The organism is Sphingomonas sp. BL-S-28 (assembly GCF_055521515.1).
This window is the reverse complement of record NZ_CM145484.1, coordinates 1,428,371-1,446,433: the sequence shown is the minus strand read 5'-3', so window position 1 is coordinate 1,446,433 and position 18,063 is coordinate 1,428,371. Positions and strand designations below refer to the sequence as shown.

The 18,063-nt window shown below is 65.3% G+C and carries 18 protein-coding genes; 13 read left to right on the top strand and 5 right to left on the bottom strand.

Going from position 1 to position 18,063, the window contains the following annotated elements:
- The first annotated feature begins 89 nt into the window (after window positions 1-89).
- A complete protein-coding gene (locus tag ACZ1JC_RS15575) occupies window positions 90-521 on the top strand; it encodes a SufE family protein (protein WP_465135994.1) in 432 nt (143 codons plus the stop codon).
- A complete protein-coding gene (locus ACZ1JC_RS15570; RefSeq protein WP_465135995.1) occupies window positions 518-877 on the top strand; it encodes a YbaN family protein in 360 nt (119 codons plus the stop codon). The genes ACZ1JC_RS15575 and ACZ1JC_RS15570 overlap by 4 nt, the downstream gene beginning before the upstream one ends.
- Before the next feature lies 1 nt (window position 878).
- Here the strand turns inward: ACZ1JC_RS15570 and ACZ1JC_RS15565 are convergent, their stop codons facing one another.
- Complete coding sequence (locus ACZ1JC_RS15565; RefSeq protein ID WP_465135996.1) at window positions 879-1,391, bottom strand: sterol desaturase family protein; 513 nt, start codon at window positions 1,389-1,391, stop codon at window positions 879-881.
- A 544-nt stretch (window positions 1,392-1,935) separates the two neighbouring features.
- Here ACZ1JC_RS15565 and ACZ1JC_RS15560 point away from each other — a divergent pair.
- The 8 genes from ACZ1JC_RS15560 (at window position 1,936) to ACZ1JC_RS15525 (ending at window position 7,016) form a co-directional block, all read left to right on the top strand.
- Window positions 1,936-2,310: a hypothetical protein gene (locus ACZ1JC_RS15560; protein ID WP_465135997.1), complete on the top strand. Its 375-nt coding sequence runs from the start codon at window positions 1,936-1,938 to the stop codon at window positions 2,308-2,310.
- A 146-nt stretch (window positions 2,311-2,456) separates the two neighbouring features.
- Window positions 2,457-3,890 (top strand): 3-isopropylmalate dehydratase large subunit, encoded by a 1,434-nt coding sequence (leuC, locus tag ACZ1JC_RS15555; RefSeq protein ID WP_465135998.1) that lies wholly within the window; start codon window positions 2,457-2,459, stop codon window positions 3,888-3,890.
- A gap of 7 nt (window positions 3,891-3,897) precedes the next feature.
- A complete protein-coding gene (locus ACZ1JC_RS15550; protein ID WP_465135999.1) occupies window positions 3,898-4,059 on the top strand; it encodes a hypothetical protein in 162 nt (53 codons plus the stop codon).
- Window positions 4,059-4,661 (top strand): 3-isopropylmalate dehydratase small subunit, encoded by a 603-nt coding sequence (leuD, locus tag ACZ1JC_RS15545; RefSeq protein WP_465136000.1) that lies wholly within the window; start codon window positions 4,059-4,061, stop codon window positions 4,659-4,661. Before ACZ1JC_RS15550 ends, leuD begins: the two co-directional genes overlap by 1 nt.
- A gap of 210 nt (window positions 4,662-4,871) precedes the next feature.
- A complete protein-coding gene (locus ACZ1JC_RS15540) occupies window positions 4,872-5,189 on the top strand; it encodes a DUF1476 domain-containing protein (protein ID WP_395330959.1) in 318 nt (105 codons plus the stop codon).
- Between the two features lie 12 nt (window positions 5,190-5,201).
- Entirely contained in the window at window positions 5,202-5,435 is a 234-nt protein-coding gene (locus ACZ1JC_RS15535) for a BolA/IbaG family iron-sulfur metabolism protein (RefSeq protein ID WP_465136001.1), read from the top strand.
- 29 nt (window positions 5,436-5,464) lie between these two features.
- Window positions 5,465-5,794: a Grx4 family monothiol glutaredoxin gene (gene grxD / locus ACZ1JC_RS15530; RefSeq protein ID WP_395330955.1), complete on the top strand. Its 330-nt coding sequence runs from the start codon at window positions 5,465-5,467 to the stop codon at window positions 5,792-5,794.
- Window positions 5,795-6,221: 427 nt separating this feature from the next.
- On the top strand, window positions 6,222-7,016 hold the full coding sequence (locus tag ACZ1JC_RS15525; protein ID WP_465136002.1) for an NUDIX hydrolase: 795 nt from the start codon (window positions 6,222-6,224) through the stop codon (window positions 7,014-7,016).
- On the opposite strand, the gene ACZ1JC_RS15520 is transcribed toward ACZ1JC_RS15525, so the two are convergent.
- The 4 genes from ACZ1JC_RS15520 to ACZ1JC_RS15505 form a co-directional block, all read right to left on the bottom strand.
- On the bottom strand, window positions 7,017-8,288 hold the full coding sequence (locus ACZ1JC_RS15520) for an MFS transporter (RefSeq protein WP_465136003.1): 1,272 nt from the start codon (window positions 8,286-8,288) through the stop codon (window positions 7,017-7,019).
- A 201-nt stretch (window positions 8,289-8,489) separates the two neighbouring features.
- Window positions 8,490-8,816, bottom strand: a complete 327-nt coding sequence (locus ACZ1JC_RS15515) for a PilZ domain-containing protein (protein ID WP_465148397.1) — start codon at window positions 8,814-8,816, stop codon at window positions 8,490-8,492.
- Between the two features lie 148 nt (window positions 8,817-8,964).
- Complete coding sequence (locus ACZ1JC_RS15510) at window positions 8,965-10,275, bottom strand: sugar MFS transporter (protein ID WP_465136005.1); 1,311 nt, start codon at window positions 10,273-10,275, stop codon at window positions 8,965-8,967.
- Between the two features lie 359 nt (window positions 10,276-10,634).
- On the bottom strand, window positions 10,635-11,663 hold the full coding sequence (locus ACZ1JC_RS15505; protein WP_465136006.1) for a bile acid:sodium symporter family protein: 1,029 nt from the start codon (window positions 11,661-11,663) through the stop codon (window positions 10,635-10,637).
- 329 nt (window positions 11,664-11,992) lie between these two features.
- Here ACZ1JC_RS15505 and ACZ1JC_RS15500 point away from each other — a divergent pair, with 329 nt between their 5' ends.
- Genes ACZ1JC_RS15500 through ACZ1JC_RS15490 form a run of 3 tightly spaced genes read left to right on the top strand, consistent with a single transcriptional unit; the run spans window position 11,993 to window position 17,828 of the window.
- Window positions 11,993-13,186, top strand: a complete 1,194-nt coding sequence (locus ACZ1JC_RS15500; protein WP_465136007.1) for an efflux RND transporter periplasmic adaptor subunit — start codon at window positions 11,993-11,995, stop codon at window positions 13,184-13,186.
- A gap of 3 nt (window positions 13,187-13,189) precedes the next feature.
- Window positions 13,190-16,381 carry a multidrug efflux RND transporter permease subunit gene (locus ACZ1JC_RS15495; protein ID WP_465136008.1) on the top strand — a complete coding sequence of 1,064 codons (3,192 nt, stop codon included), beginning with the start codon at window positions 13,190-13,192 and terminating at the stop codon, window positions 16,379-16,381.
- A complete protein-coding gene (locus tag ACZ1JC_RS15490) occupies window positions 16,374-17,828 on the top strand; it encodes an efflux transporter outer membrane subunit (protein WP_465136009.1) in 1,455 nt (484 codons plus the stop codon). Before ACZ1JC_RS15495 ends, ACZ1JC_RS15490 begins: the two co-directional genes overlap by 8 nt.
- The last annotated feature ends 235 nt before the right edge of the window (window positions 17,829-18,063 follow it).

The following is an 18,063-nucleotide window of genomic DNA, read 5'->3' as shown; positions in this document are numbered from 1 at the left end:
ACAGGATCGGGCGCCGGAAGCAACGTGCCCAAGACCGGCGCGATCAACTTCCCCTTGCCCTCCCCCGCGTCGCGCTTAAATGGCAGGTCATGCGCAGCCTCGACGACATCCGCGAAGAATACGAGTTTTCCGAGGGCGATGAACGCTATCGCCTGTTGATCGGCCTCGGTTCCGAACTCGATCCCATGCCTGACGCGCTGAAGACGGACGCGACCAAGGTGCGCGGCTGTTCGGCCAGCGTCTGGGTCTATCCGATGGCGCGCGAGGACGGGACGCTGCACTTTCTGGCGGACAGCAACGCGGCGATCACCAAGGGCATCGTCTCGCTGGTGATCTCTGCCGTGCAGGATCGGCCCGCTGCCGAAGTGGCCGCGACCGACATCGCCGCCGCGCTGGAGCCGTTCGATCTGAAGAACCAGCTTTCGTCCAACCGCACGCAGGGCGTGCCCAACATGATCGCGCTGATCCGCGAGACGGCGGCGCGTTATGCGCAAGATGCAGGAAGCGCGAGCACCGCATGAAGCACGTCAGCCGCCATGCATGGATGGCGGCGGGGCTGTTCTTCGTGGCGCTTGGCACCATCGGCATCTTCCTGCCGGTGATGCCGACGGTGGTGTTCTATCTTCTGGCGGCGTGGTGCTTCGGCAAAAGCCACCCGGAATGGGCCGAGCGGCTCTACAACCACCCGCATTACGGCCACAATTTGCGCGAATGGCGGGACCGGCGGGCAATCAGCCGCAAGGGTAAAATCTCTGCCATTCTGGCGATGAGCGCTTCGATCCCGTTCACCTGGTTCACCGTGGGCTGGCCCTGGGTGCTGATCCCGGTGGGCGTGCTGGCCGTGATCGGCCCGTGGATCTGGACGCGGGCGGAGTAGGCTAGACCGTTTCCCGCAGGTGCGCCGTGCCGTTCTCTCGCTGCCGGCGCAATTCCCGACTCAGTACCGCCGGATCGCGCGCGACAAGAAAGCCGAAGCTGACGCCGCCCTCGCGCCCCAGCGTCGCATGATGCAGCCGGTGCGCCTGTACCAGACGCTTGGCATAGCCGCGCCGGGGCACCCAGGTGAAATAGCGCTGGTGGACCAGACCATCGTGGATCAGCGTATAGATCACCCCATAGATCAGCACGCCAAGGCCCATCCAGGTGCCTGCCTCCCACGCGCTGCCCCCCATGATCATCGGCGACCCCAAAGCGAAAAGCGCGATGCTCAGCGCGGCGCCGAACAGCGCGAAGAGGTCGTTCTTTTCCAGCAGCCGGTCATGCGGTTCATGGTGATCGCGATGCCAACCCCAGGCAAAGCCATGCATGATGTACTTGTGGCTGGCCCAAGCCACCCACTCCATCGCCGCGACGGTGGCAAGTACGATAAGGATGATGGCGATCACGGACATGCCGCCCAATCTATCCGCCCCGGCCGCGTTTGTCAGCGCCCGGAAATATTCCGCACCTGCGGCATCACGTGTGCGACAGGCAAAAAAAGGGCCGGTCGCTAGGACCGGCCTTTGGAAAGTTTTTGGGAGAGGATGCCTGAAAGGCCCGATCCTTTTGCGTCATGTTGCGCCGCGGCACAAATGAGCAGAACGAATGGGGTGTTGCATAACATGCAACATACTCACACGCACTTCCTGCAACTGCCGGTCATCCGCTTGAAAACCAAGGAAACGGCGGCGGTTTTCCGGGAAATGGATTTTATCGAATGCAGAGGCAGCCGGGCCCACTTCAGGCGGGCACGGCTGCACCTGCATTCTCATTCCTTCCGGCACCCTCTCCCGTGGGTCGCGATGCCACCGTACCCAAGTGCACCTGCGACACTTAGTTACAAATGCCGACAGGACTGTGACCTTTCGGTCGTCTGACGTTCAGGTTCGTCGATCTAAATCTGAATGCACGGGACAAGCCCCGGAAAAGACGAGACGAAAAGAAGGAAACGTCCTCATGCGCAAGATCGCCCGCATCATCGCCCCCGCCCTGGTCGCCATGCTGGGTATCTCGGCCATTGCCCCCGGCATTGCCCAGGCTGCCGCGCCCCATCGTGAAGCCGCCCGCATCACCCCCAATCGCGAAGCCTCGATCCGTGCGGACATCGCCGGCCTGCGCGGCCAGATCGATCGCGCCGCCGCCCGCCGCACGATCAGCCAGCGCGAAGCCACCGGCCTGCGCCGCGATGCCGCCGATATCCAGCGCATGCACACCGCCTATGCCCGCGGCGGCCTGAACGCCCGTGAGATGCAGACGCTGCAGAGCCGCATCGACAAGGTCCACTTCGCCCTGCGCGCGGAGCGTAACGACCGCAACGGCCATCGCGGCTGATGCAAGCGGCCGCCGGAATGCGCCAAACGGCGGATTCCGGCGGCCGGCATCGCTCTGCCTATCAAGGTAAGCAAATAAAGTTGCGCCAAAAGCCGCACCGAACCCCCTTGAATTGCCGGACGGCCGCGCCTAATCGCCCTTTCATCATGACCAAACAGCCGCGCACCCTCTACCAGAAGATCTGGGATGCCCACGTTATCGACACGCGCGATGACGGCACCAGCCTCATTTATATCGACCGGCACCTCGTTCACGAGGTTACCAGCCCGCAGGCCTTTGAAAGCCTTCGCGTTGCCGGACGCCCGGTGCGCCGCCCCGACCTTACGCTTGCGGTGCCGGACCACAACCTGCCCACCACCGCGCGCAAGGATGCCGCAGGACATATCCTGCCCATCGCGGACCCCGAAAGCGCCCAGCAGCTGGCCGCGCTGAAGAAGAACGCGCCCGAATTCGGCATCCGCTACATCGATTCGACCGATGCCGAACAGGGCATCGTCCACGTCGTCGGCCCGGAACAGGGCTTCTCCCTGCCCGGCGCGACAATCGTCTGTGGGGACAGCCACACCGCTTGCCACGGCGGCCTGGGCGCCCTCGCCTTCGGGATCGGCACCAGCGAGGTGGAGCACGTGCTCGCCACGCAGACGCTGCTGCTGAAGCGTTCGAAGACCATGGAAGTGCGCGTGGAAGGCCAGCTTGGCGCCGGCGTCACGTCCAAGGACGTCGTGCTCCATGTGATCGGCGTGATCGGCACGGCCGGCGGCACCGGCCACGTGATCGAGTTCTGCGGCAACGTCTTCGAGGAAATGACCGTCGAAGGCCGCCTGACCGTCTGCAACATGGCCATCGAAGGCGGCGCCCGCGCCGGCCTGATCGCGCCGGACGAGACGACCTTCGCCTATGTGCAGGGTCGCCCCTATGCGCCCACGGGCGAGGACTGGGACAAGGCCCTGGCCTGGTGGAAGAGCCTGGCGACCGACGAAGGCGCGACTTTCGACAAGTCCGTCACGATTCGCGCGGAGGACATCCAGCCCACCGTCACCTGGGGCACCAGCCCCGAGGATACTTCGGCGATCGGCGGCATCGTGCCCGCGCCGGACGACTTCGCCGACGCTTCCAAGCGCGAAGCTGTGAAGGTGAGCCTGGACTACATGGGCCTCACGCCCGGCACCCGGCTGACCGACGTGGAAGTGCAAAACGTCTTCATCGGTTCGTGCACCAACAGCCGCATCGAAGACATTCGCGCCGCTGCCGAAGTGCTGAAGGGCCGCCACAAGGCGGACAACGTGAAGTGGGCGATCGTCGTCCCCGGATCGGGCCTGGTGAAAGCGCAGGCGGAAGCCGAAGGTCTGGACAAGATCATCATCGACGCCGGCCTCGAATGGCGCGAACCGGGCTGTTCGGCCTGCCTCGCCATGAACCCGGACAAGGTGCCGGCAGGCGAACGCTGCGCCTCTACCAGCAATCGTAACTTTACCGGCCGCCAGGGGCCCGGTAGCCGTACTCACCTGATGAGCCCCGCCATGGCCGCCGCTGCCGCGGTAACCGGCAAGCTCACCGATGTACGCGAACTGATGGGATAAGCACGACATGACTGACGAAACCAAGGATCTGGCCGGCAAGGCTGCAATCGCTGCCGGTGCCGCCATCGGTTCGGCCGCCATTGCCGCTGCATTGCTTTTCGTGAAGCGCCGCAAGGCCCGCGCCAACGACAAGCCGCTCCACCCCGAGAAGGCCGCCGAGACCGATTGATGGAACCGATTTCCCACGTCGCCGGGCGGGCCATCCCGTTCGGCCGCAAGAACGTCGACACCGACGTCGTCATCCCGGCCCACTGGCTGAAGACGATCACCCGCGAAGGCCTTGGCAAAGGCGCCTTCGAGGCGGTGAAGAAAGAGCCGGGCAACGTCTTCACCGATCCCGAATATGCGGGCGCCCCGATCCTGATCGCGGGTGACAACTTCGGCTGCGGATCGAGCCGCGAGCACGCCGCATGGGCCCTGCTCGACATGGGCGTATCCTGCGTGATCGCGCCCAGCTTCTCCGACATCTTCTCGGGCAATGCGTTCAAGAACGGCATCCTCACCGTGGCACTGCCGCAGGAAGCGATCGACCGCCTGATGGAAGTCGCGCGCGAGCAGCCGATCGACGTGGACCTTGAAACCCAGTCGGTAACGACGCCGTTTCAGGACCGCTGGACGTTCGAGATCGACGCCTTCCGCAAGCACTGCCTGCTGGAAGGGCTAGACGAAGTGGGCCTGACGATGGCGCAGGGCGACGCGATTTCGGTCTACGAGGCGAAGGCGAAAGCGGATCTGCCGTTCCTGGCAAAGACGCCGGCAACGGCGGCCTGAACCACGCGCCGCGAACCGACAATATCGGCTCGCCCTTCCAGCGAAGGGCGGGCCGATATCGTTTCGGCCCTCCGCGCAGAACCGTAGCAGCGGGGCGCTTTTGCGACTCATTCTGCGAAACAGGATTGAACCCGATCAATCCGCGCCCTATCGGCACGTGCTAATCCGTGCGGCCCGGTGTATTGACTGGGTATTGACAGAGGGTGCTTGATGACGACTTTCCAGGATCGCGAGCGGGCTGAGGAGGCCAAATTCGTGCATGACGCCGATATCCAGTTCCGCATCCAGGCACGCCGCAACCGTCTGTTGGGCGAATGGGCGGCAGAGCGCATGGCGCTTTCCCATGCCGAGACCGAGGCCTATGCCAAGGCCGTCGTCCAGGCCGACTTCGAGGAAGCCGGCGACGAAGATGTGATCCGCAAGCTGATCGGCGACCTTACCGCCGCCGGCGTGGACACCAGCGAAGCCGAAGTGCGCGCCGCGCTTGAGGCCAAGCAGGTCGAAGCCCGCCGCGCTTTCCTGGGCTGAGGAACCAACACGATGGCCATGTCCGCCCCCGAAATCGAGGCTCTCATCCGGGAAGCCCTGCCCGACGCCCTGGTCGAAATTACCGACCTTGCCGGCGACGGCGATCACTACGCCGCGCGCGTGACCAGCGCTGCCTTTGCCGGCAAGCCGCGTGTCGCGCAGCACAAGATGGTCTACGAAGCATTGGGCGGCCGCATGGGCGGCGTGCTCCATGCCTTGCAACTCACCACCGCCGTTCCCAACTGAGGTCGGTACGTTTCTGAAGGTTTCTAAAAATGTCCGACGTCAACGCCCGCATCGGCGAGATTGTAAACAATAACGACATCGTCCTTTTCATGAAAGGCACGCCGCTGTTCCCGCAGTGCGGTTTCTCCAGCCGCGCGGTCGCCATTCTTGAGCGCCTTGGCGCGCCTTACGAGAGCGTCGACGTGCTGCAGGACATGGAAATCCGCCAAGGCATCAAGGGCTTTTCGGATTGGCCGACGATCCCGCAGCTCTATGTGAAGGGCGAATTCGTCGGCGGCAGCGATATCATGATGGAGATGTACGAGGCCGGCGAACTCTCGCAGCTGTTCATCGACGCAGGCCTCGCAACCCAGGGCTGAGTAGGCAGGGCTAAGCCCGCCAGCGCCAGCGCTACGAATTCGGAACGCCCGGTGGGAAACCGCCGGGCGTTTTCGCATGCGCGCGGCAAAGCTTTGCCCTGTGCGGCTGACGGAATTTTGCGATTTTCGGGGAGGAGAGAGGCTCGGGGAGGCGGGGCCGGGAGACATTCGGCCCCGCCTCAGTCGAGACTACTCGGGGGTACGAAAATATATAAGCACGAGGCGTGCCAAACTTGAAATAATACCGAAATCTGCCGTTCCCGCCCAATCGCCCCGCGCCCCATTCTGCGTGAGTGTAAAGTCAGCCGACACCACGATCGCATGGGCTTGCCGGATAGGGTTGCCGCCACGGCGGCGAATTGCCGGTTTGCCGGCCGGGGCACGTAATTCGGCTTGCCACCCCGCCCCGCCCGCGCAAGATCGGGTGATGAGCACGACACCGCCCAGCGATCAGCCGATGCCGGCCGATGGCCCCAAGGTCATCCCGGCAGCCACTCTCGTCATCTTCCGCACGGCCGCAACGGGCGGTCCGCCCGAACTGCTGATGGTCCAGCGCGCCAAGGAAATGCGCTTTGCCGGCGGCGCGGCGGTGTTTCCCGGTGGCCGCGTGGACGAAGCCGATCGCGAACTCGCCCGCGCGATCCTGCCGAACGAGGCGGAAGAAATCGCTGCTGCCCGCGTGGCCGCCATTCGCGAGACGCTGGAGGAAACCGGCCTGATGGTCGCCACTGCCGAGCCGGTCTCCGCCGCACAGGCGGCAGAGGCGCGGCGGATGCTGCTGGAAGACGGCAAGCTGGCGCCGGTGCTGGCGCACTTCGGCTGGCATCTCATGCCCGAACGACTGGCGCTCTACGCACACTGGTGCCCGCCATGGGAAGGCGCGTTCGATACGCGCTTCTTCGTGATCGACCTCGGCACCGGCGCGGTCGATATCGAGGTGGACGCGACCGAGAACACCCGCCTGTTCTGGGCCAGCGCGACCGAAGCTCTGGCAATGGCGGATCGCGGGGAAATCTCGGTGATCTTCCCGACGCGGCGCAATCTTGAACGCCTCGCCCGCTTCGGCAGCCATGCAGAGGCCGTGGAAGACATCGCCCGCCACCCGGTCCGCCGCATCCATCCCCGGATAGAGATTCGCGACGGGGCCGAATGGCTGACGATCCCGGCCGACCTTGGCTACCCGGTAGACGGGCAGCCAAGAGCGACAGCGCAGCGCGGATAATTAAGCGGGCGCAGCTTCTGCCGGGTCAGGGTGCGCGATGCGCCCTCCGGCGGCGTAGAGGCCCAGCAGCATGGCCACTACGAAGAACGCCGCCATTGTGGTGATGGCGCCGTCATAGCTGTGCGTCTGCGTGTAGACTTTGGCCGATCCGATCACCGAAATCGCGATGAACGGCAGGCCGATCAGCGTGTTGAGCCCGAAGCCGCGGCTATAGCTCGCCTGCCCGAAGGCGTCCGAAAGCCCGCGGCCCAGCGTCGGGATCGCGCCCGCCCCGTGCAGGCCGATCAGTCCGATCACCACGGCGGTCACCACGAAAGGTGGATGGAGCAGCAGCACGGCCCAGAGCACCGCACAGTCGAAGCCGATCAGCGCCAGCGAGCGCCCGCCGCCCAGCTTGTCCGCCACCCAGCCGAACAGCACCGAACCCGCAATGCCGACCAGCGACATCATCGACTGCAGCAACGCCGATTCCGCGCGGGTGAAGCCCCAGGACTGGCCCATCGGCACCAGCAGCGATCCCAGCATGACCGAACTGGCCATGCTGGCAACAGCGGCGATGCACAGTGCCCAGAAGCGCGGACGGGCCAGCAGTTGTGCCACGCTGAGCGAACCGTCCGCCGTGCGCTTTTCCGTGCCGACCGGCGCCTTGCTTTCGCCGCCCGGCGGATGGTCGATCGCCAAAAGGCAGGCCGGGACCAGCACCAGCGCGATCACCGCGCCGATGGCAAGGTAGATCGTCGAGGGCGAAAACACCCGCAGCCCGCGTTCGGCCAGCCACGGCGTGATCGCGATCACCACCGGCAGATGGACAAGGCCGAGGGCCAGCCCGCGATTTCGCACGAACCAGCGCGTGACCAGCGTTGCCGGCGCGATCGAACCCGCCAGGCTCAGCGCCGGCCCCAGCAGCAGGCCATAGGCAACCAGATAGAGCGCATAGCTCTGCGTCAGCCCCAGCATGACGAAGCCGCCCGCCGCCAGCAGCGCGCCAATCAGCATCAGCAGCCGCAGCGATACTTTGGCGATCAGCACGCCCACGAAAGGTGCCAGCACGGACGATCCCACCAGCACCAGCGGAATGCCTGCGGCGGCCGCCTCGGCGCTGACGCCCAGGCGCTGTTCGGCGGGGGCCAGCATGATGCTGAACGCGCCCATGATCGTGCCGATCACGAAGTTATGCGAAAGCCCCGCGATCACGCCCATGCGCTTCGCCAGGGGGTTGTTTGGCGCCATGTCGGCGGGGGAGCCCCCGGCGCTGTCGGCAGCAAATGCCATCTCTCTCTCCCGACTCGCCGGCCGTTTGCCGGACTTCTTGCCTTGGAAGCGGAGAGCCTAGGCGCTGATCGGGGAGTGGCGAGCATGTTCGGGCGGGCGGCAGCAAATACCGCCATAGCGAAGCAACAGTGTTGATCATATCTTTGGCCGGACCGCAGAAAGGCGCGGTTCGCGGGCGCGTGGGCTCGTGGGCTGGGGGCCCTAGTCGAGCACCCACTCGACGGTGGTGAGGCCGTGCAAGCGGATCAGGTGATCGACCACCGGCTGATAGATGGCCCGGTCGAACTCCACGCCGGCAAAGTCGCCATCGACCCAGCGTACGACGCCGGTCAGCCCTTCCAACCCCTGCGGACGCACCACCACGCGGGTGCCGACGCGGAAGAGCAAGCCGCGCACGCGCAGACAGCAGCCTTGCGCCGAGATGTCGGAAATTTCGCCCTGATCGCGCAACCCGTTCTGCGTGCGACACTGTGCCGTTAGCGAAACGGAGCGCCGATATACCTGCCGGGAGAGGTCTGAGCGGGACATGGCCCGAACACTAACCCCGCCGCAGTTTAACAAGCGTTAATTTGCGGAACTTCTTCAGTATTCCGGATGGCAATTACTTTCCGCCGAAACAACAAATTGAATGGAAAGACAAATTCCAGATTGCGTTCACAAGTGAACGGTCTGACCGTTATTGTCCAAGCGGCCGCCGCGCGTACCAACCGAACAGGCCGATCACGGCATAGCACATCGCCGGCAGGGCCAGGGCCAGCGAAAGACTTCCCGAAGAGTCGGCCAGCAGGCCCGTCAGCGGCGGGATCACCGCGCCGCCCACCACCATCGTACAGAGCACGCCCGATCCATCGGGCGCCCGTTCGCCCAGCCCTTCGCAGGCAAGGCTGAAGATCGTGGGGTACATGATCGCGTTCGCCAGCCCCACCGCCAGAAAGGCGACGCCGGCCATGGTCCCTGCGCTCCAGACCGCCAGGGCCAGCAGCAGGATGGCCGCAACCGCCACGCTGGCCAGCGCCTTGCCGGGGCTCACCTTGCGCAGCACCCAGGATCCCACGAAGCGCCCCACCAGCGCGCCGCCCCAGTACCAGGGCAGCAACTTGCCGGCGGTCATCTCGTCCAGCCCCAGCACGCGCGGCTGCACCATCCAGCTTACCACCAGCGATGCCATGGCGTTTTCGACGCCCACGTAGAGGAAGATGCACAGCGCGCCGAAGGCGAAGCGCGGGCGCAGCAGCAGGTTGAAACTGCGGAAGATCGGCCCGCCTTCGCGCTTTTCGCCGGAGATGCGGTTGCGATTGAACCACACCACGGCCACGATCACCGCCAGCGCGGCGGCGACCATCAGGTAGCCGTGGGCGATCGCCTGCGTCGAGGCCGAGCGATAGCCTTCCAGCGCCGCGCCGGACAGCGCGCCTTCGTTCACATCGGCAAGGCCGCCCAGCATCAGCATCGCGCCGAAATGTGGGAAAAGCGTGGCGCCCAACGCATTGAAGCCTTGCGCGAACGTCAGGCGCGAAGATGCGGTACGCTCCGGTCCCAGCAGCGAGATCAGCGGGTTCGCCACCACTTGGATCAGCGTCACCCCGCTCGCCAGCACGAATAGCGCGAGCAGGAACATGGCGAACGTGGCGCCGGTGGCAGCCGGCACGAACAGCAGGCATCCGGCCAGCATCGCGAACAGGCCCAGCGCCGCCCCGCGCATATAGCCGATGCGTTTGACCAGCGCCGCGCCGGGCACGCTCAGCACGGCGTAAGCGGCGAAGAACGCGGTGTTGACCAGCATCGCCTCTGCATAGTCGAGCGCGAAGATCGCCTTCAGCTTGGGCATCAGCACGCCGTTGAGCGCCGTAACGCCGCCGAAGATGAAGAACAGTGCGAAGACGAAGACCTGAAGCCCGGGTGCGTCGATATGGCCGGATGTGGCGACGGCCGGGTCCGAAGCGGGCTCCGGATCGGTGCTGGTCGGAACCATGTCCTTCACATCCATCGGTGCCTGCCTCGAATTGGGGGATTCGTCTCAGAACTCCTGTGTGATCATTTCCGGACCGGGGGGCAAGTCGGGGCGGTCCGCATCATTAGCCGCCCTAGCCCTGCCGCCCTAGCCCTGCCGCCCTAGCCCTGCCGCCCTACCCTTCACGCCATACTCTTCGTCGCCCCCGCGTAGGCGGGGGCCCCGCTTTCTTCTGCACCCTCTCGTATGCCGCAAGATAAGCGGGATCCCCGCCTGCGCGGGGATGACGGGATGGAGGTTGCTGTTGGCGGGCGTGCGGTTCCGAAATGGAATGACAGCCTCCCCATCCCGCTCATCCTGAGCCTGTCGAAGGATGGGAGGCCTCGCGCCGCCCCTCAGGGGGCTTCGACAAGCTCAGCCTGAGCGGGATTGGAGGGCTGAGCAGAGTTGGCTTGCACCTTCGCTTCCGCCCGCGCCGCCAGCCTGCGCGCAAGCACGGCGCAAACCATCAACTGAATCTGATGAAAGAACATCAGCGGCAGGATGATCGCCCCGACTTGCGCCGGCGGGAACAGCACGCCGGCCAGCGGCACCCCGGTCGCGAGGCTCTTCTTGGAGCCGCAGAACAGGATAACGATCCGGTCCTCGTGAGAAAAGCCCAGCACCCGACCCAGCACATTGCCGACCACCATGATCACCGCCAGAATGCCCAGCGAGAGCGCCGCTATCAGGCCCAGTTCGGCCACCGTCACCTTATGCCACAGCCCCTCCAGCACAGCCGCGCCGAAGGCAGTGTAGACCACCAGCAGAATCGATCCCCGGTCGGTATAGCCCAGCAGCTTCTTGTGGCGGCTGACGAAGCCGCCGATCCACGGCCGCAGCAAGTGCCCGGCGATGAATGGCAGCAGCAGTTGCACGGCAATCGCAATGATCGGATCGGTCGAGAAGCCTTGCGTCTTGCCGGTAATGAACAGCGCGGTCAGCACCGGGGTGATGAAGATGCCCGCCAGGTTGGAGAACGAAGCGCTGCACACCGCCGCCGCCACATTGCCCCCGGCAATCGCCGTGAAGGCAATGGAACTCTGCACCGTCGAGGGCAGCAGGGTCAGGTAAAGCACACCCATCGCCAGCGAGGGCTCCAGCCCCGGAATGGCGCTGACGCCAAGGCCGACGATCGGGAACAGCACGAAAGTCAGGCAGGCGACGGTCAGGTGCAGCTTCCACGCCTTTGCCCCATCGACGATCGCCTCGCGCGAGAGTTTGGCGCCGTGGAGAAAGAACAGCAGCGCAATGCCCGCATCGGCCACGCCGCCGGCGATCCCCGCCCAGGCCCCGCGCGCCGGGAACAGCGAGGCAAGCCCCACGGTCGAGACCAGCAGCAAGAGGTAGGGATCGATGTTCAGGCGGGCGAGAAGGCGGTTCATAGCTGCTCCTCTAGGCCCATCCTGCCCCTGGCAAAAGCCCCTGCTTTCGGGGCTTTGCCATTGCCCCCTTTGCCATGTATCCTGCCGGTACCCCGCCACCCCAATATGGCGGTGTCTTCACGGATCCAAGACCGGGAGAACGACATGCGGCCCAAGGCTCGACTGGATCACCCCGCTTTCCTGAGGTCGGGAGACGGCGAGAGCGGCTAGGCGTGCGCCGCCCTCGATCCCTGCCCGCGCGCTTTTCGGCGTGGGCGGGATGCGTCCGGCCCGGAATGCTGCGGACCTTTGCCCCATCGCCTTCACCCTTTCCCCCGGAGGGTCATGCCATGCCGATACGTTCGGGCATTCACATCGGACCGCGCGCGCTGGCGCTGTTGGCCGCATGCACGCTTGCCGCGTGCGGCGGCGAAAAGCAGCAGGGCGAGATGCCGCCGGTGCCGGTGGAATCGATGGTGATCCGCGCCCAGCCCGTGCCCAACATCGCCGAACTGCCCGGCCGCATCGAAGCCGTGCGCTCCGCCGAAGTGCGCGCGCGGACGGACGGGATCGTGCTGCGCCGGCTCTATGACGAGGGCGCTTTCGTGAACGCCGGCACGCCGCTGTTCCAGATCGATCCGCGCGATTATCAGGCGCAGGTCAAGTCGGCCTCCGCCTCGCTCCAGCGCGCAATCGCGGCGGAGCAGAACGCCCGCTCCATCGTCACCCGCTATGGCCCCCTGATTCAGGAACGCGCGGTTTCGGCGCAGGAATACGATTCCGCCCAGTCGGATTATCGGCAGGCCAGCGCGCAAGTGGCCGAAGCCCGCGCCGCGCTGGACCGCGCCAAGCTGCAGCTCAGCTACACCACCGTAGATGCGCCGATTGCCGGCCGCGTCGCCGCCGCCGAAGTGACCGAAGGCGCACTGGTGAGCGGCGCATCGGGCACGCTGATGACGCGTGTGGACCAGACCAGCCCGGTCTACGCGGTGTTCTCCGCCTCCAACGCCTCGATCCTCGACCTCTTTGCCAAGCGTCGCAGCGGCGAACTCAACCTGCCTGCGCTGGAGAAGATCGAAGTCAGGCTGGTGCTGGAAAACGGGCAGGAATACGGGCCGGTTGGCCATCTCGATTTCGCCAGCCCCGTGGTCGCGCCCGAAACCGGTAGTCAGACGGTGCGCGCGACCTTCGTGAACAATTCACAGGGGTTGCTGTTCCCCGGCCAGTTCGTGCGCGGGCGGCTGGAACTGGGCACGCTGGAAGGCGGCATCGTCGTCCCCGCGCGCGCCATCCAGTTCAAAGGCGATGACGCGCAAGTCTCGATCATGGCCAAGGACGGCACGGTGACCACCCGCACCGTCCGGCTGGGCACCCTGCTGGGCAAGAACTGGATCGTGACATCCGGCCTGAAACCGGGCGAGCGCATCGTCGTCGACGGCTGGGCCAAGCTGCGCCCGGGCCAGAAGGCCGTGGACGCGGCGGAGATGAAGAAACAGGCGGCTCAACAGCCCCAAACCCAGCCTCAAACCCAACAGGGGCGCTGAGGCATGGACCGCTTCTTCGTCTACCGGCCGGTGTTCGGCTGGGTCATCGCCGCATTCATCGCGCTGGGCGGCCTCATCGCCCTGCTCAACCTGCCGATCGAGCAATACCCTTCGGTGGCGCCGCCCGCGCTGAACTTGTCGTACACCTACACCGGCGCCGATTCCGAAACGCTCGACAAGAACGTCACTTCGGTGATCGAGCGTGAGATGAACGGCATCGACGGGTTCCTCTACATGAACTCCGCCAGCCGTTCGAACGGCACCGGGCAGATCACGCTTACCTTCAAGTCGGGCACCGACCTCAACGCCGCGCGCGTGGAAGTGCAGGACCGGCTGAACCGCGCCGAATCCCGCCTGCCCGCCGAAGTGCGCGCGCTGGGCATTCAGGTGACCGACAATACCGCCGGCTTCCTGATGGTGCTGGGCGTGTCTTCCGATGACGGTTCGCTCAGCCCGCTAGAGATCGGCAACTACACCAACAACAACATCGTCAACGAGATCCGCCGCGTATCGGGCGTGGGCGATGTGCAGCTGTTCGGTTCGCAATATGCGATGCGCATCTGGCTCGATCCCGCCAAGCTGACGTCCTATTCGCTGACGCCGGGCGAAGTGCTGAACGCGGTGCAGGAACAGAACAGCCAAGTGGCCGGCGGCGGCATCGGTGAACAGCCGATCACGCAGGATACCGAATTCACCGCCAAGATCGTCACCCGTGGCCGCTTCTCCACCCCCAGCCAATTTGAGGAGATCATCGTCAAGTCCAACCAGGACGGATCCACCGTGCGCCTGGGCGACGTGGCCCGCGTGGAACTGGGCGCGGAGAACTACACCTTCAAGGCGCGGCTCAACGGCAAGGAAATCGCCGGCATGGGCGTGCAACTGGCCTCCGGCGCGAATGCCGTTGCCACCGCGACCGCCGTGCGCGAACGCATGAAGCAGCTGCAGGCGAACTTCCCGCCGGGCATGGAATGGCACGTCGCCTTCGATTCCACGCCGTTTATCAACGCCTCGATCGAATCGGTGATGCACACCCTGGTTGAGGCCATGGTGCTGGTTTTCCTGGTGATGTACCTGTTCCTGCAATCCTGGCGGGCGACGATCATCCCCGCCGTGGTGGTGCCGATCGCGCTGCTGGGCGCCTGCCTTGGCCTGCTGCTGTTCGGGTTTTCCATCAACACCCTCTCGCTGTTCGCCATGGTGGTGGCGATCGGTATCCTGGTGGATGACGCCATCGTCGTGGTCGAAAACGTCGAACGCATCATGACCGAGGAACACCTTCCCCCCCGGCTCGCCACGATCAAGGCGATGGGGCAGATCCGCGGCGCGATCATCGGCATCACGCTGGTGCTGATCGCGGTGTTCATTCCGATGGCGTTCTTCCCGGGATCGACCGGCGGCATCTACCGCCAGTTCTCGGTAACGCTGGCAGTCTCCATCTTCTGTTCGGCGCTGCTGGCGCTGACGTTCACCCCCGCGCTCTGCGCCACGCTGCTGAAGCACCGGACGGAGGCGGAGCACCGCGCCTCGCCTCCGCCGGGCTGGCGCGGCGCCCTGCCCCGCTTCTTCCGCTGGTTCAACGATCGCTTCGGCCGCGCGACCGACAGCTATACCCACCGCGTGGACGGCATGATGCGCGCACCGGTGCGCTGGCTGGCGGTCTTCGCGGTGATGGCGGTGTTGACCGTTCTGCTGTTCACCCGCCTGCCCGGCGGCTTCCTGCCGGACGAGGATCAGGGCTACTTCATGATCAATTTCGACGCCCCCGTCGGTGCCACCATGCAGCGCACGCAGGCGGTGGTGGAAGAGACCGAGGCGTTCCTGAAGAAGCAGCCGCAAGTGCGCGGCGTGGTCTCGCTGATCGGCTTCAACTTCTATGGCCAGAGCCAGGGCGCGGCGCTGTCCTTCGTCGACCTCAAGCCATGGGAAGATCGCAAGGATTCCGCCGACAAGGTGACCACGCTGATCGGCAAGACCCAGCAGTTCGTCTCCGGCCTGACCGGGGCGACCGTCTTCGCGCTGAACCCGCCCGCGATTCAGGCGCTGGGGAATGCCACCGGCTTTTCGATGAAGATCGAGGACCGTTCGGGCACGGACCGCGCCGGGCTGGTTGCCGCACGCGATGCGATCATTGCCGAGGCGGCGCAGAACAAGGTTCTGGCACAAGTCCGCCCCGATGGTCAGGGCGACGCGCCCGAACTCTACGTCGATATCGACCGGGTGAAGGCGCGCGCCATGGGCCTTTCGATCAACGACGTGAACCAGACTTTGGCGATCAGCTTCGGCTCCTACTACGCCAACGACTTCACGCGCGACGGCAATACCCTGCGCGTCTATTTGCAGGCCGATGCCGATGCGCGCATGACGCCGGACGACATCATGGCCCTGCAAGTGCGCGGCAGCGATGGGCAGATGGTGCCGTTCAGCGCCTTTGCCCGCGCCGCATGGGAATCGGGCCCGATTCAGGTGGAACGCTACAACGGCTACCCCTCGCTGACGATCTCCGGCACCGCCGCCCCCGGCCAGTCTTCGGGCAAGGCGCTGGAAGTGATGGAGGAGATCGCGGGCCGGCACCTTTCCGGCAATTTCAGCTTCGAATGGACCGGCACCGCCTATGAGGAAAAGCAGGCGGGCGGGCAGGTCGGCGCGCTGCTGGGGCTTTCGGTGATCGTCGTGTTCCTGCTGCTGGCAGCGCTCTACAACTCGTGGGGCATTCCGGTGTCAGTGCTGATGGTGGTGCCGTTCGGCATTCTGGGTGCGGTGGTCTTTACCTTGCTGCGGGGGCTCTCGGCAGACGTCTACTTCAACATCGGCATGATCACGATCATCGGGCTTGCCGCCAAGAACGCGATCCTGATCGTCGAATTCGCGATCGAGGATGAGGACGCGGGCAGTTCGCCCGATCAGGCCACTGTGGAAGCGGCCCGCCAGCGCCTGCGGCCGATCCTGATGACCAGCCTGGCCTTTATCCTGGGCATGGTGCCACTGGTGATCGCCAGCGGCGCCGGCGCGGCCAGCCGTCAGGCGGTGGGAACCGGCGTAATGGGCGGCATGATCGCGGCCACGCTGCTGGGCGTGTTTTTCACCCCGGTGTTCTACAACTTCGCGCGCAAGCACCTGAGCAAGCGGCGCGATCCCGCAGGGGAAGACGCGATCTGGCTGGAACAGCGCGAGCGCGAGGGAGGCGACCATGCGTAAGCGCGCGCTTCTCCCGGCCGCCGCGATCGCGACTCTGCTCGGAAGCTGCAATTTCGCGCCGCAGTACCACCAGCCGGTCGCCCCGGTTTCGGACGCCTTTCCCAATGCCCCTTCGAGCGAGGAATTGACCCCGCTCGCCACCGAACTGGGCTGGCGGGAGTTCTTTCGCGACCCCCGCCTGCAGGCGCTGATCGCGGCATCGCTGGAACGCAATCGCGATCTGGCGCAGTCCTATGCCCGCATCGAACAAGCGCGCGCGCAGTACCGCATTCAGGCGGCCGACCGCCTTCCGGCGATAGACGCCACCGGATCCGCCACGCGCCGCCGCACGCCGACATCGGTATTGGGGGCGACCGGGCAGACCACCGGTGCGGACCTGCCCGACGGTATCGACTATTCCGAATACGGCGCCAACATTGGCGTCACTTCGTTCGAACTCGACCTGTGGGGCCGGGTGCGCAACCTGACCGAAGCGCAGCGCCAGTCCTGGCTGGCCTCGGTGGAAGGGGCGCGGGCGTTCCGCATCTCTCTGATCGCACAAGTGGCCGCCACTTACTTCGACATCCGCAGCGGAGAGGATCGGATCGACCTTGCCCGCCGCAGCATCGAGGTCCGCCGCGAAGGCGCGCGCATCGCCAAGCTGCGACTGGACGCGGGCGTCACCTCCACGGTCGATTACGATCAGGCGGTGCTGCTGCAGACGCAGGCGGAAAGCGAACTGGCCGATATCCAGCGCACCACCGAACAAGCGCAGAACCTGCTGGACGTGCTGGTCGGCGGCCCGATCGCCACCCCGCTGCCGACCGGGCTTGCCCTTTCGGACCAATTGCTGCCGATCGCGCCGGGACTGCCTTCCGCCCTGCTGTTGAACCGGCCGGACGTGCTTCAGGCCGAACACAACTTGCGCGGGGCCAACGCCAATATCGGCGCAGCGCGCGCGGCGTTCTTCCCCACGATTTCCTTGACCGCAGCGTTCGGCTTCGGCTCCACCGCACTGTCCGAACTGTTCAAGGGCGCGAACCAGAGCTGGAGCTATGGCGGCGCGATCGACCTGCCGATCTTCAACTGGGGCAAGCGCGAGGCTCAGCTTAAGCTGAGCAAGGCCCAGGCCGAGGAACTCACCGCCGCCTACCAGAAGACGGTACAGACCGCCTTTCGCGAAGTGGCCGACGGCCTGGTCGGTCGCCAGCGCTATGCCGAACAGATCGAGACGCAGCAGCGCACGGTGGAGGCGCAACAACGCCTCGCCCACACCGCGCGGCTGCGGTACGACAACGGCATTTCGATCTACCTCGAAGTGCTGGATGCCGAACGCAACCTGTTCTCGGCCAACCAGACGCTGATCCAATTGCGGGCGACCGAATTGCAGAACGCCGTCAGCCTCTATGCCGCATTGGGTGGCGGCCAGGAGGAAATGGTCCAGAGCGTGCCAAGCGACACCCCGTAACCGGGCAGGACCACGCCCGCACAAGTTGACGCTTTGGTTGACACAGTTGACACGGTTCAGGGCATGAACCGTCACCTTGTGCAAAAGTGTCACCTTACCCTGCAAAACCGTCACCTTGCCGCCGCCGCTGTCGCAAGGCGCCGCCGACCTCTCTCCAGAACGACGATAGGCTTCAAAAGCAAGGATATCCGCGCGATTCATGCCGCACGGTACGCCCAATTGCCCGGTGTAGGAA

What these genes read in the sequence shown, in the direction of transcription:
- ACZ1JC_RS15570 (WP_465135995.1), top strand. Translation starts at nt 518, where the DNA reads ATGAAGCACGTCAGCCGCCATGCATGGATGGCGGCGGGGCTGTTCTTC.
- ACZ1JC_RS15515 (WP_465148397.1), bottom strand. Translation starts at nt 8,816, where the DNA reads ATGTCCCGCTCAGACCTCTCCCGGCAGGTATATCGGCGCTCCGTTTCG.
- ACZ1JC_RS15550 (WP_465135999.1), top strand. Translation starts at nt 3,898, where the DNA reads ATGACTGACGAAACCAAGGATCTGGCCGGCAAGGCTGCAATCGCTGCC.
- ACZ1JC_RS15535 (WP_465136001.1), top strand. Translation starts at nt 5,202, where the DNA reads ATGGCCATGTCCGCCCCCGAAATCGAGGCTCTCATCCGGGAAGCCCTG.
- ACZ1JC_RS15520 (WP_465136003.1), bottom strand. Translation starts at nt 8,288, where the DNA reads ATGGCATTTGCTGCCGACAGCGCCGGGGGCTCCCCCGCCGACATGGCG.
- ACZ1JC_RS15495 (WP_465136008.1), top strand. Translation starts at nt 13,190, where the DNA reads ATGGACCGCTTCTTCGTCTACCGGCCGGTGTTCGGCTGGGTCATCGCC.
- ACZ1JC_RS15505 (WP_465136006.1), bottom strand. Translation starts at nt 11,663, where the DNA reads ATGAACCGCCTTCTCGCCCGCCTGAACATCGATCCCTACCTCTTGCTG.
- leuD (WP_465136000.1), top strand. Translation starts at nt 4,059, where the DNA reads ATGGAACCGATTTCCCACGTCGCCGGGCGGGCCATCCCGTTCGGCCGC.
- ACZ1JC_RS15565 (WP_465135996.1), bottom strand. Translation starts at nt 1,391, where the DNA reads ATGTCCGTGATCGCCATCATCCTTATCGTACTTGCCACCGTCGCGGCG.
- ACZ1JC_RS15510 (WP_465136005.1), bottom strand. Translation starts at nt 10,275, where the DNA reads ATGGATGTGAAGGACATGGTTCCGACCAGCACCGATCCGGAGCCCGCT.
- ACZ1JC_RS15575 (WP_465135994.1), top strand. Translation starts at nt 90, where the DNA reads ATGCGCAGCCTCGACGACATCCGCGAAGAATACGAGTTTTCCGAGGGC.
- grxD (WP_395330955.1), top strand. Translation starts at nt 5,465, where the DNA reads ATGTCCGACGTCAACGCCCGCATCGGCGAGATTGTAAACAATAACGAC.
- ACZ1JC_RS15540 (WP_395330959.1), top strand. Translation starts at nt 4,872, where the DNA reads ATGACGACTTTCCAGGATCGCGAGCGGGCTGAGGAGGCCAAATTCGTG.
- ACZ1JC_RS15500 (WP_465136007.1), top strand. Translation starts at nt 11,993, where the DNA reads ATGCCGATACGTTCGGGCATTCACATCGGACCGCGCGCGCTGGCGCTG.
- leuC (WP_465135998.1), top strand. Translation starts at nt 2,457, where the DNA reads ATGACCAAACAGCCGCGCACCCTCTACCAGAAGATCTGGGATGCCCAC.
- ACZ1JC_RS15490 (WP_465136009.1), top strand. Translation starts at nt 16,374, where the DNA reads ATGCGTAAGCGCGCGCTTCTCCCGGCCGCCGCGATCGCGACTCTGCTC.
- ACZ1JC_RS15525 (WP_465136002.1), top strand. Translation starts at nt 6,222, where the DNA reads ATGAGCACGACACCGCCCAGCGATCAGCCGATGCCGGCCGATGGCCCC.
- ACZ1JC_RS15560 (WP_465135997.1), top strand. Translation starts at nt 1,936, where the DNA reads ATGCGCAAGATCGCCCGCATCATCGCCCCCGCCCTGGTCGCCATGCTG.